Raw genomic sequence first — 13,144 nt, forward strand, 5'->3', positions numbered from 1 at the left:
CGATGGAGGACAACGATGACGCGGGCTGTCTGAATGCGCACATTGACCTGACGTTTTTCGCGAGCAGGCTCGCTCCTACAGAAGCCTTAATGCCCGTCGTGTTTTTCACCCCAGGCGAGCAGGCCTTGCAACAACTACTTCAACACCACCCGCGTCGGCTCCCTCGACACAAAAACCTGTTCCGATGCTTGAGATGTTCATGCAGCAAAGGAGCGGAAAAAGCGGACTGTGCTGACCGTGTTTTTTTGCACGGCAATGACGGTCAGTCAGCGGCCTGGAATACGTCATTCAACGACCGCAAAAACGCATCCACCCTGCTGCTTGTTTTTGCACATGTAAGTAACTAATCCGGTGGAAGTCGCGGGCTGAAGTTTCCAATGTTTCAGGTCAAGCAATTTGACCGCGAGATCGGGTCGTACGTCCGGGCGATAGTACAAGTCCAAGCGCTCTCTACTGTCATTCAAGTACATACAGCGACTCAAAACCCCGCGGCTCGTACCATTTTGCTCTGTCGTATAAAACACCGCACCCTGGAAAGCCGACACCGCCGCTGTTGAATAACGGTCATCTGCCGCTGTGCGAGAAGCGGACGCGGTCCCGATCCATTGCCCCTTGCGGCTCACAGTCGGTGCCGTATAGATACCCAGTGTGTTTTTTATATGCTGGGGCAAAGGGCAATGATCAATGTCCAATGCCTGAGCTTCCAATGCGCACGCGCTTAATATCGCAGCTGTTATTGCTTTAAATTTCATTGATACACCTTCCAAAAATAATGACTTGAGTAACGAGTTCCCTCTCGTTCAAACAGTAATTACTTTCAGACAGGAAAAGCTCGGCATACGGCAACAGGACTTGTAGGCATCTTCTTGAATGTCCCGAAGAGTAATCGCCCAATCACCCGGCTGTTACGATGAAAGGGCACTTGCGCCCGCCGGACTGCGCAGCAGTCCTCCTATCATTCAACCGCGTTTCGCCAGAAAAACCCGACTTTCCGGTTTTACGACGGCTTCGCCGCCGAGGCGCAAGCAAGCACCCTCACCGCAAGCGTCACACCAGGGCCTCAAGCGCTGTAATGCTTCTCACCCCATACCAACAATCCTTGCAACAACGCCTTCAACACCACCTGCGTCGGCTCCGCCAGATCCGCCCGATAGCGGAACGGCTCGAACTCTTCCATGTACGTGCACTGCCCCAACTCCAGTTGCACGGCATGGATGTTCTGCGCCGGGTTGCCGTAATGCCGGGTGATGTGGCCGCCCTTGAAGCGTCCGTTCAGCACATGGCTGTAGTCCGGGTGTGCGGCGCAGATCGCTTCCAATTGAGTCGCAAGCTGTGGATCGCAACTGGCGCCGTTGAAGGTGCCGAGGTTGAAGTCCGGCAGTTTGCCGTCGAACAGGTGCGGGATGATCGAGCGGATGGAGTGCGCATCGAACAGCAGCGCATAGCCGAATTCGGCTTTGAGGCGCGCCAGCTCCTGCTGCAAGGTGCTGTGGTATGGCGTCCAGATCTGCTCCAGATAAGTCGCACGCTCTTCTTTCGAAGGCTCCAGCCCTTCGCGGAACAGTGGCACACCGTCAAACAGCGTCGCCGGGTACAGGCCGGTGGTCGCACCCACGTACAACGGTTTGTCGTCGGACGGCCGGTTCAGGTCGATGACGAACCGCGAGTATTCGGCAGCCAGGGTGCTGGCACCCAGTTCGGCGGCGAAATCGTAAAGCTGCGGGATGTGCCAGTCGGTGTCCGGCAGGCTTTTCGCGGCCGGGATCAACCCGGCCTCGACCGCCGGGGTCAGGCGCACACCGGCGTGGGGCATGCTGATCAGCAGTGGCACGCGGCCTTGTTTGAAGTTCAGAACCTTATCCACAACTGCTCTCCTACAGACTCGTTTCGACGCCGTGACGCACGACGCGTTTTTCCAGATCACCGCCCAGCCAGTAAGACAGGTCAGCGGGGCGATCGATTTGCCAGGCGACAAAATCCGCGACCTTGCCCACCTCCAGCGAACCATGGGTATCGGCCATGCCCAGAGCAGTGGCGGCATGAATCGTGGCGCCGGCCAGAGCTTCTTCCGGGGTCATGCGGAAACAGGTGCACGCCATGTTCAGCATCAGGCGCAACGACAGTGCCGGTGAAGTGCCGGGGTTGAGGTCACTGGCGATGGCGATTTTCACCCCGTGCTTGCGCAGGGCGTCCATCGGCGGCAATTGGGTTTCGCGCAGGAAGTAAAAAGCGCCGGGCAACAGGACAGCGACGGTGCCGGACTTGGCCATGGCGATGGCATCATCTTCGGTCATGAACTCCAGATGATCGGCGGACAGTGCGTGGTAACGCGCCGCCAGGGTCGAACCGTGCAGGGACGACAATTGCTCGGCATGCAGTTTCACCGGCAACCCCAGTTCCTGAGCGGTGATGAACACCCGCTCGACCTGCGCCGGGGAAAACGCCAGGTATTCGCAGAACGCATCCACCGCATCCACCAGCCCTTCGGCAGCCAGGGCCGGGAGCATCTCGGCGCAGATGTGATCGATGTAGTCGTCGGCGCGATCCACATACTCCGGCGGCAACGCATGGGCGGCCAGGCAAGTGCTGCGCACGCTGATCGGCAGCTCGGCGCCCAGGCGACGGGCCACCCGCAACATCTTGCGTTCGTTGGCCAGGTCGAGGCCGTAACCGGATTTGATTTCGATGCTGGTGACGCCATCGCGCATCAGGCTTTTCAGACGCCTGGCGGCGCTGGCGAACAGCTCATCTTCGCTGGCCGCGCGGGTGGCGCGCACGGTGCTGGCGATGCCACCGCCGGCTGCTGCGATTTCCGCGTAGCTGACGCCTTGCAGGCGCTGTTCGAATTCACCGCTGCGATTACCGCCGAACACCGTGTGGGTGTGGCAGTCGATCAGGCCCGGTGTCACCCAGGCCCCGTTCAAATCAGTGACCGTCGTGTACTCGCCTGCGGGCAATTCAGCGCGCGGGCCAACCCACTCAATGTGCGCACCGGACGTCACGATGGCCGCATCCTCGATGATCGAGTAGACGCCTTGCGCCATGGTTGCGACGTGGCAGTGTTGCCAGAGGGTTTTCATCCCAAGTCCTCGTCTTGTTCAAAATCGATTCGCTGGCAAGCCAGCTCCCACAGTAATCAGGGTTGCCTGCAATCCTGTGTTCACAGCAAAAGCCTGTGGGAGCGGGCTTGCCCGCGATTGGCCATTACAGGCTCGGCAGCAACTTCGCCGACACCAGGTCGTTCAGGCAACGCGACGCCAGCAACTCGGTGGCCGCGTTGATGTCCGGCGCGAAGAAACGGTCTTTCTCATAAAACGGCACTTCTTTACGCAGAATCGCCCGGGCCTGTTCCAGTTTCGGCGAGGTCTTCAGACCGTTGCGCAGGTCCAGGCCTTGAACCGCTGCCAGCCATTCAACGGCGAGAATCCCGCGAGTGTTCTCGGCCATTTCCCACAGACGCTTGCCCGCCGCCGGGGCCATGGACACATGGTCTTCCTGGTTGGCGGACGTCGGCAGGCTGTCCACCGAATGCGGATGGGACAGGGCCTTGTTCTCGCTGGCCAGTGCCGCCGCGGTCACCTGGGCGATCATGAAGCCGGAGTTCACGCCGCCATTGGCCACCAGGAATGGCGGCAGTTGCGACATGTGCTTGTCCATCATCAGCGAGATGCGGCGCTCGCTCAGGGAGCCGATTTCGGCAATGGCCAACGCCATGTTGTCGGCGGCCATGGCCACCGGTTCGGCGTGGAAGTTACCGCCGGAGATCACATCGCCTTCAGCAGCGAACACCAGCGGGTTGTCCGAGACGGCGTTGGCTTCGATGGCCAGCACTTCGGCAGCCTGGCGGAACTGGGTCAGGCACGCGCCCATGACTTGCGGCTGGCAGCGCAAGGAGTACGGGTCCTGGACCTTTTCGCAGTTCTCGTGGGAGTCGGAGACTTCGCTGCGCTCGCCCAGCAGATCGCGATAGGCGGCAGCGGCGTCAATCTGGCCCTTCTGGCCACGGGCGGCGTGGATGCGCGCATCGAACGGCGAACGCGAGCCCAGTACCGCTTCAACGGTCAGGCCACCCAGGGCCAGGGCGCCGGCGAACAGGTCTTCGCCTTCGAACAGGCCGCGCAGGGCAAATGCGGTGGACACCTGGGTGCCGTTGAGCAGCGCCAGGCCTTCTTTTGCGGCCAGGGTCAGCGGGGTCAGGCCGGCGACTTTCAGCGCTTCGGTCGCTTCCATCCACTCGCCCTTGTAGCGCGCCTTGCCCTCGCCCAGCAGCACCAGTGACATGTGGGCCAAAGGCGCCAGGTCGCCCGACGCGCCAACCGAGCCTTTCAGCGGAACGTGCGGGTAAACCTCGGCGTTGATCAGGGCAATCAGCGCATCGATCACCACCCGGCGAATGCCGGAGAAACCACGGCTCAGGCTGTTGACCTTGAGCACCATGATCAAGCGCACCAGGTCGTCGCTGATCGGCTGGCCGACACCGGCCGCGTGGGACAGCACCAGCGAGCGCTGAAGGTTTTCCAGGTCTTCGCTGGCAATGCGGGTCGAAGCCAGCAGGCCGAAACCAGTGTTGATGCCGTACGCGGTACGGTTCTCGGCGAGGATCTGTTCCACGCAAGCGACGCTGGCTTCGATCTGGGCCGAAGCGCTGTGGTCGAGGGTCAGTGTCACGGGTTGCTGATAAACATCACGCAGTTGGGCCAGGCTCAGTTGACCGGGGATCAGGTTTAGCGCAGTCATTTTGTGCTCCTTTTGAGAGTTTTTTACTAACTAACCAGACGCTCCGGAGATGTCCGTTGTCCGTCGCGTCTCCCTTTTGGGGAGCCGCGCCTTGGCACGCTGGTTTTGTGTGGAAATCAGTTCAGGCTCGGCAAAGCCTTGTGCAGCAAATCCGGTTCTTTCAAGACAGCGGCTGCCGCAGCAATGTCCGGTGCCAACCAACGGTCCTGATCGTAGGCCGGAACCCGCTCACGCAGCAGGCGCCACGCCGCATCAGTGCCCGCACCGAAGCGCTGCTCTTTCAAAAATTCAAACGCCTGGGCCGCCAGCAAGTACTCGATGGCGAGGATCTGCGTGCAGTTCTCCAGGGCGCGGTGCAGTTTCAGCGCGGCGTTGGTGCCCAGGCTCAGGTGATCTTCCTGCAGGCCCGAGGTGACGTAGTTGTCGAGCACCGCCGGTTGCGCCAATTGGCGGTTTTCCGCGCACAAGGAAGCGGCGACGTATTGCACGATCATCATCCCGGAGTTCACCCCCGGGTTGGCCACCAGGAAGGCCGGCAGACCGCTGACGTGCGGGTTGATCAAACGGTCCAGGCGACGCTCGGCGATGGAGCCGATTTCCGCCATGGCGATGGCCAGCAGGTCCGCCGCCAGTGCCACGGACTGGCCGTGCGGGTTGGCCTGGGACACCACGCGGTAATTGTCTGCGGTGCCCAGCACCAGCGGGTTGTCGGTGGCGCTGTTGAGTTCGGTTTCGATCTGTCGGGTCGCGTGCACCAGTTGGTCGCGGGCCGCGCCGTGCACCTGCGGGATCGAGCGAATACTCAGGGCGTCCTGGGTACGGATGCCTTTGCTCTGTGCGATTACCTCGCTGCCATCGAGCAAGGCCCGCAGGTTGATCCCGACCTGCTGCATGCCCGGATGCGGCTTGAGCGCGATGATCTCGGCATCGAAGGCGTCGATCTGGCCGCGCTGGGCTTCGAAACTCATGGCGCCGACCACATCCGCCCAATGCAGCAGGCGCGTGGCATCGGCGATCGCCAGGCAGCTCAGGCCGGTCATGCAGGGCGTGCCGTTGACCAGGCACAACCCATCCTTGGCACCCAGCTTGACCGGTTGCAGCCCTTCTTCTGCCAGGGCCTGCTGCGCGGAAACGATCTGCCCGCGATAGCTCACATTACCGACGCCCAGCAGGGCGATGCCGATATGAGCCATGTGGGTCAGGTAGCCCACCGAGCCCTGGGATGGCACTTGCGGGGTGATGCCACGGTTGAGCAGCGCCAGCAGCGCTTCAACCACTTGGCGATGCAGCCCGGATTTACCGTGGCTGTAGTTGACGATAGCGGCGCACATGATTGAGCGAGTCTGCTCATCGCTCAGCGGGGCGCCAACGCCGCAGGCGTGGCTCAGCAGGGTGTTGCGCGACAACTGGCTGAGTTGTTCGTCCTGCAGCGAAACGTTGCACAACGCGCCCAGGCCGGTGTTGATGCCGTAGGCGCGCTCGCCGCTGGTGACGATGCGCTGGACGATGGCCTGCGCGTTTTCAATCCGTGCCCAGACCGGCGCCGACAGCTCCAGCTGTGCGCCATGACGGGCGACGGCGACCACATCCTGCCAACGCACGGAAGCGTCAGCGATAACGATTTTTTCAGCCTGGGACATCTTCAACCTCATACCTGAATATTGATGCAGCATCGCCGACGCCATCGCTGGCAAGCCAGCTCCCACAGTGTTCAGGGGTGTGCACACCCTCTGTGCAACACAACCTATTGCTGTGGGAGCTGGCTTGCCAGCGAAGAGGCCAGCTCACTCACCGCAAAATCTCTTAAACCACCGCCGCCCGACGCTGCACGAAGCGGTCGACATACTCATCGGCTGGCGAATGCAGGATCTCTTTCGGCGTGCCGACCTGGATCAGGCGGCCGTCCTTGAGGATCGCGATGCGGTTGCCGATGCGCACGGCCTCGTCGAGGTCGTGGGTGATGAAAACGATGGTTTTGTGCAGGGTCTTTTGCAGTTCCAGCAACTGGTCCTGCATTTCGGCGCGAATCAGCGGGTCAAGCGCACTGAAGGCTTCGTCCATCAAAATGATGTCGGTGTCCGCCGCCAAGGCACGGGCCAGGCCCACACGCTGACGCATACCGCCCGAGAGCTGGTGCGGGTATTTGTTTTCGTAGCCCTTGAGGCCCACGGTGTTGATCCAGTGCAGCGCGCGCTCGGCGCACATTTGCTTGCTCTCGCCACGGATCTTCAGGCCGTAGGCGACGTTGTCCAGCACGGTCTTGTGCGGCAACAGGCCGAAGCTCTGGAACACCATGCTGATTTTTCGCCGGCGAAATTCGCGCAGGGCTTCCATGTCGTATTGCAGGATGTCCACGCCGTCCACCAGGATCGCGCCGCTGGTCGGATCGATCAGGCGGTTGAAGTGGCGTACCAGGGTGGATTTGCCGGAACCCGACAGGCCCATGATCACGAAGATTTCACCGCTGCCGATGCTCAACGACAGGTCGTTCACACCCACCACGCAGCCGGTTTCGGCCAGCACTTGATCCTTGGTCTTGCCCTGGCCAACCATGGCCAGCGCGTCCTTGGCACGGTTGCCGAAAATCTTGAAGACGTTTTTGACTTCGATCTTGCTCACGGTAGCCATGTTCATTTGCTCACCTCATGCCGTGCGCGACCGTACGCTTGTGTAATGCGGTCGATCACCACTGCCAGAATCACGATCGCCAGACCGGCTTCCAGGCCACGTCCGACGTTGAGGGTCTGAATCCCCACCAGCACGTCTTCACCCAGGCCACGGGCGCCGATCATCGAGGCGATCACCACCATCGACAGGGCCATCATGGTGGTCTGGTTGATACCCGCCATGATGCTCGGCAGGGCCAGCGGCAGTTGCACGCCGAACAGTTGCTGCCAGCGGTTGGCACCGAAGGCGTTGATTGCCTCCATCACTTCGCCGTCGACCTGGCGAATACCCAGATCGGTCAGACGGATCAGCGGCGGTGCGGCGTAGATCACCGTGGCGAAAATCGCCGGGACCTTGCCCAGGCCGAACAGCATCAGCACCGGGATCAGGTACACGAAGCTCGGCATGGTCTGCATGATGTCCAGCAACGGCATCAGCACCGAACGCAGGCGATTGCTGCGCGCCGAAAGAATGCCCAGCGGAATGCCGATCAGCACCGAGATGATCGTCGCCACCATCATCAGCGCCAGGGTTTGCATCAGCTTGTCCCAGAGGCCGACCGCCCCTACCAGGAACAACAAGCCGACGATCACCACGGTGGTCACGACCTTACGGGTCGCGTGCCAGGCCACGCCCGCCACGATGGCCAGCATCAGCCACCAGGGCGCCGCGCGCAGCAGGCTTTCGAGATTGACGATGGCCCACAACAGGGTGTCGGAGATGTGCCGGAACACGTCGCCGTAGTTGGTGACCAGTGAATCGACCCAACCGTTGACCCAGTCGGCGATGGAAAAGGTAAAGCTTTCGGGAAACATAAGAAGCTCTCAATCAAGGGCTTTTCAGCACCGCTTGCGGTGCTGAAAAGCTTGCCCTTATAAACAAGCTGTTTGAAAACGTAGCGAGCGAAGGCAAGACAAGGCGAAAGCAGGCGAGAAAGCGGAGTTGACTTTAGTCAATGAGCATTTTGAGCCTGCTTTCAACGCAGTATTGTCGAGCGCAGTAGTTTTCAAAGCGCAGCGTCGATCTTTTTGGCTGCGTCTTCGCTCACCCATGCATGCCAGACTTCAGGATGTTCCTTCAGGAAGATCTTGGCCAGTTTTGGCGACTCGATCCGCTCCTTGGTCATGCGACCCAGGTTCTGGTTCAGCAGGTCGATCGGCAGGTTGACCTTTTCCAGCACGGCCACCAGTTCCGGCGCTTCGTCATGGAACGTCTTGGACAGGCCGACCTTGATGCTCACGGTCTTGTCGACGCCTGGTTTTTCTTCCAGTTTGACCACGTCGACCTGGCCCATCAGCGGCGTTGGCGACCAGTAGTAGAACAGGATCGGCTCGCCACGCTTGTAGCTCGACAATACGGCAGCATCCAGCGCCGGGCCGGTGCCTGGGCGGAAGTTGGTGTAGCTGCTTTCCAGGCCGTAGCTTTTCAGCATTTCACTGTTGTCGAGTTCGCAGGTCCAGCCGGCCGGGCAGTTGTAGAAACGGCCCTTGGACGGTTCTTCGGCGTCCTTGAAAACCGCCGAGTATTTACCCAGATCGGCAATGGCTTTCAGATCCGGCGCCTTGGCTTCCAGCTTGCGCTTGGCATCGCCTTCGATCACGTAGCGCGGCACGTACCAGCCTTCGACAGCACCCACGACCGGAGCACCCACACCGATGACTTTGCCGGCCTTCTCAGCCTTGTTCCAGACCTCGCTGCGGCCAACCCACTCTTCGGCAAATACTTGGATGTCGTTGCTGCTCAGGGCGTTTTCCATGGTGATGGAGTTGCCCGGCAGGCTGTCGGTCTTACAGTCGTAGCCTTTCTCCAACACGACTTGCAGCACGTCGGTCAGGAGCATGGCGCTTTCCCAGTTCAGGCCGGCAAATTTCACCGGTTTACCCGACTCGCACCAACCCGCCGCCTGAGTGGCGCCGGCGCTGGCCAGCAGGCCCATGGAAAGCAAAGTGGTCAGCAGGGTCTTGTTCGATTTCATTGTTGTGACGCTCCTAATCATGAATTGGCTTACGGCAGTCAAGAGGCATCCAGCCCTGGCAACGTCCAATCAGGCCTGCGCCGCAGCGCGGCCGGCCCCACGTGTTTCAGGTTGTACAACGCTGTTCTGCTCGACCGGCAGAATCAGGTGATCGGGCACTGTGCCGTGCCATTTTTTCGCACACACGTAGTACAGGGCTGCTGGCAGCACCAGACCGATGATCCAGGAAATATCCACATCACCCAGGGCGGCGACCAGCGAACCGGTGTAGAACTTGGTGGAAATGAACGGCAACTGCACCAGCACCCCGAAAACATAGACGCTGATGCCGAGGACGTTCCAACGACCGTAGCGACCCTTCGGGTCGGCCAGCGCCGGCACGTCGTAACGCTCGCGGGTGATGCAGTAGTAGTCCACCAGGTTGATCGCGCTCCATGGCGTAAAGAACGCCAGCAGGAACAGGATGAAGGACTTGAACGCACCGAGGAACGAGTGCTGACCGAGCAACGCCATCAGGGTCGCGGCACCGACAATGACCAGCACGAAGACCAGACGCTGCAAGCGCGTGACCTTCAGATCACCCCGGAAACCGCTGATGATGGTCGCGATGCACATGAAGCTGCCGTAGGAGTTCAGCGTGGAAATGGTGACCTTGCCGAACGCGATGCTGAAGTACAGCAGCGCAGCAGTGGCACCGGTACCGCCCAGACCCACGATGTAGGCCACTTCATGGCCGGCGAATTGCCCGTTGGCCGACGCGGCGGCGAACACGCCAAGGACCATCGCCACCTGTGCGCCAATGACCGAACCCGCACCCGCGGCGAAAAAGGTTTTTACCGAGGAAATCTTGCTCGGCAAGTAGCGGGAATAGTCAGCCACGTAAGGGCCGAAAGCGATCTGCCAGGACGCCGCGAGCGACACCGCCAGCAGGAAGCTGCTCCAGCTGAAGTGGCGAATTTGCAACAGCGCGCCAACGTCAACCTGGCTCATCAAACGACTGAACAGATAAACAAAGGCAATCACGCCAATGACACTGGCAACACGGCCGATCCAATGGATCACTCGATAACCAAGCACCGTGACCAGCACGATGACACTGGCGAAAAGAAGGATGCCGACGCTGTCGCTGACGCCAAACAACTGGCCCAGCGCCTGGCCGGAAAGCACGGTTCCCGTTGCCGTGAAACCGAGGTACATCAAACAGACCAGCACGATCGGGATGGCCGCGCCATAAACGCCGAACTGCACACGGCTGGAGATCATCTGCGGCAGGCCCAGCTTGGGCCCTTGCGCGGCATGCAGGGCCATGACGGCGCCGCCGAGCAGTTGACCGATCAACAGACCGATCAACGACCAGAACACGTCACCGCCCAACACCACGGCCAGGGCCCCGGTGACAATCGCGGTGATTTGCAGGTTGGCACCCATCCACAGGGTGAACTGGCTCAACAGACGACCGTGTCTTTCCGCCTCCGGGATGTAGTCGATCGAACGCTTTTCGATCAACGGTTTGTTACCAGCACGTTCGCTGCTGACAGCCATGGTTCAACCTCTGTGGATTGTTATTGTGGGTGGGTGGGCTCCCCTGTAGGAGCGAGCCCGCTCGCGATGGAGTGTCATTCAGCGCTGTGTCGACTGACACACCATCGCGAGCTGGCTCGTTCCTACAGGGGCAAGCATTACTTGCCGGTGATCATCGGCAGGTTCAGGCCCTGTTCCTTGGCGCAATCAATGGCGATCTGGTAACCGGCATCGGCGTGACGCATGACACCGGTGGCCGGGTCGTTATGCAGCACGCGAGCGATACGCTCGGCCGCTTCGTCGGTACCGTCGCAGACAATCACCATGCCCGAGTGCTGGGAGAAGCCCATGCCGACACCGCCGCCGTGGTGCAGGGACACCCAGGTCGCGCCGCTCGCGGTGTTCAGCAGGGCGTTGAGCAGTGGCCAGTCGGATACGGCATCGGAACCATCCTGCATCGATTCGGTTTCACGGTTCGGGCTGGCAACCGAGCCGGAATCGAGGTGGTCGCGACCGATCACGATCGGCGCCGACAGCTCGCCGCTGCGTACCATTTCGTTGAACGCCAAGCCGAGTTTGGCGCGCAGGCCCAGGCCGACCCAGCAGATACGTGCCGGCAGGCCCTGGAAGCTGATGCGCTCGCGGGCCATGTCCAGCCAGTTGTGCAGGTGCGCGTCGTCCGGGATCAGTTCCTTGACCTTGGCGTCGGTCTTGTAGATGTCTTGCGGATCGCCCGACAGTGCCGCCCAACGGAACGGGCCGATGCCACGGCAGAACAGCGGACGGATGTACGCCGGTACGAAGCCCGGGAAGTCGAAGGCGTTTTCAACGCCTTCTTCCTGGGCCATCTGGCGGATGTTGTTGCCGTAGTCGAAGGTCGGGATGCCTTGCTTCTGGAAGTCGAGCATCGCTTTGACGTGCACCGCCATCGATTGCTTGGCGGCCTTGATCACAGCGGCAGGTTCGGTCTTGGCGCGAGCGCGGTATTCGTCCCAGGTCCAGCCGGCTGGCAGGTAGCCATTGAGCGGGTCGTGGGCGCTGGTCTGGTCGGTCACCATGTCCGGGCGCACGCCGCGACGGACCAGTTCCGGCAGAATTTCCGCGGCGTTGCCCAGCAGCGCGATGGAGATGGCCTTGCCTTCGGCGGTGTATTTTTCGATGCGAGCCAGCGCGTCGTCGAGGTCTTTGGCTTGCTCATCGACATAGCGGCTTTTCAGACGGAAATCGATGCTCACCTGTTGGCATTCGATGTTCAGCGAGCAGGCACCGGCCAGGGTGGCGGCCAGAGGTTGAGCGCCACCCATGCCACCCAGACCTGCAGTCAGGACCCAACGGCCTTTCAGATCATCGTTGTAGTGCTGGCGACCCGCTTCGACGAAGGTTTCGTAGGTGCCCTGGACGATGCCCTGGCTGCCGATGTAGATCCAGCTGCCGGCGGTCATCTGGCCGTACATGGCCAGGCCTTTGGCGTCCAGTTCGTTGAAGTGTTCCCAGTTCGCCCAGTGCGGCACCAGGTTGGAGTTGGCGATCAATACGCGCGGGGCGTTGGCGTGGGTCTTGAACACGCCGACCGGCTTGCCGGATTGCACCAGCAGGGTCTCGTCGTCGTTCAGGTGGGTCAGGCTCTCGACGATTTTGTCGTAGCACTCCCAGTTACGCGCCGCACGACCGATACCACCGTAAACCACCAGTTCCTTCGGGTTCTCGGCCACTTCCGGGTCGAGGTTGTTCATCAGCATGCGCAGCGGCGCTTCGGTCAGCCAGCTCTTGGCGGTCAGCTTGTTGCCGCGGGCAGCGCGGATTTCGACGTCACGGTATTTCGTAGGTTTCTGGGTATTGTCAGTCACGAAAAAGACTCCTCAGCGATCAATTCAAACCAACCCTGGCAGGGGGCAAGCAGCCTGTGCGCATCGTTGCGCGACAAGCGAAACAGTGGACGCTGCGGAGAGTCTCGATCGACTCATACGCATACGTCTTTACTTGTACATACAAGCATATGCAATCAAGCGGCCAACTTTCTGGACAGGCATTCAAGAAAAACTCTGAAACGACTGGAGAGCGCCTGAATCGCGGGTTCTGCCGTGGATAAAATTTTTCGCGGGGATTTTTCGCGGGGATTTTTTGCGGGGGTGACGGCGGTTACTGCAACGTGGTTTTGCGCCACGTTGGGGCGTTCGGTAACACGTGATGCCCAATTAAGCGCATTCCAGAAACACCCTACAACCTCATCAGAAGCGTCCGACT

Annotated in this window: 10 protein-coding genes; all 10 read right to left on the reverse strand. The window is 60.7% G+C overall.

The annotated features are described in order from the left end of the window. Positions 1–284: 284 nt before the first annotated feature. The 10 genes from BLV61_RS13565 to hutU all read right to left on the reverse strand — a co-directional run bounded on the left by BLV61_RS13565 (position 285) and on the right by hutU (position 12,747). A complete protein-coding gene (locus BLV61_RS13565; protein ID WP_090465690.1) occupies positions 285–752 on the reverse strand; it encodes a DUF3757 domain-containing protein in 468 nt (155 codons plus the stop codon). A 308-nt stretch (positions 753–1,060) separates the two neighbouring features. After that, the gene (hutG, locus tag BLV61_RS13570; protein ID WP_047536398.1) at positions 1,061–1,864 is read right to left on the reverse strand and encodes an N-formylglutamate deformylase; all 804 of its coding nucleotides are present in this window, start codon (positions 1,862–1,864) and stop codon (positions 1,061–1,063) included. Between the two features lie 10 nt (positions 1,865–1,874). Continuing rightward, the gene (gene hutI, locus BLV61_RS13575; RefSeq protein ID WP_047536396.1) at positions 1,875–3,080 is read right to left on the reverse strand and encodes an imidazolonepropionase; all 1,206 of its coding nucleotides are present in this window, start codon (positions 3,078–3,080) and stop codon (positions 1,875–1,877) included. Between the two features lie 124 nt (positions 3,081–3,204). Then, positions 3,205–4,737: a histidine ammonia-lyase gene (gene hutH, locus BLV61_RS13580; protein ID WP_090465693.1), complete on the reverse strand. Its 1,533-nt coding sequence runs from the start codon at positions 4,735–4,737 to the stop codon at positions 3,205–3,207. Between the two features lie 116 nt (positions 4,738–4,853). Further along, positions 4,854–6,377: a histidine ammonia-lyase gene (hutH, locus tag BLV61_RS13585; protein WP_090465696.1), complete on the reverse strand. Its 1,524-nt coding sequence runs from the start codon at positions 6,375–6,377 to the stop codon at positions 4,854–4,856. Between the two features lie 163 nt (positions 6,378–6,540). Next, positions 6,541–7,371, reverse strand: a complete 831-nt coding sequence (locus BLV61_RS13590; RefSeq protein ID WP_052193646.1) for a quaternary amine ABC transporter ATP-binding protein — start codon at positions 7,369–7,371, stop codon at positions 6,541–6,543. Continuing rightward, a complete protein-coding gene (locus tag BLV61_RS13595; protein ID WP_047536390.1) occupies positions 7,368–8,219 on the reverse strand; it encodes an ABC transporter permease in 852 nt (283 codons plus the stop codon). Before BLV61_RS13595 ends, BLV61_RS13590 begins: the two co-directional genes overlap by 4 nt. Before the next feature lie 191 nt (positions 8,220–8,410). Then, the gene (locus tag BLV61_RS13605; protein WP_090465703.1) at positions 8,411–9,379 is read right to left on the reverse strand and encodes an ABC transporter substrate-binding protein; all 969 of its coding nucleotides are present in this window, start codon (positions 9,377–9,379) and stop codon (positions 8,411–8,413) included. 69 nt (positions 9,380–9,448) lie between these two features. Then, entirely contained in the window at positions 9,449–10,921 is a 1,473-nt protein-coding gene (locus BLV61_RS13610) for a purine-cytosine permease family protein (RefSeq protein WP_047536387.1), read from the reverse strand. A gap of 137 nt (positions 10,922–11,058) precedes the next feature. Further along, entirely contained in the window at positions 11,059–12,747 is a 1,689-nt protein-coding gene (gene hutU / locus BLV61_RS13615) for a urocanate hydratase (RefSeq protein WP_090465706.1), read from the reverse strand. Positions 12,748–13,144 lie beyond the last annotated feature (397 nt).

Origin of the sequence: Pseudomonas mohnii (genome assembly GCF_900105115.1) — a bacterium.
GTDB lineage: Bacteria > Pseudomonadota > Gammaproteobacteria > Pseudomonadales > Pseudomonadaceae > Aquipseudomonas > Aquipseudomonas mohnii.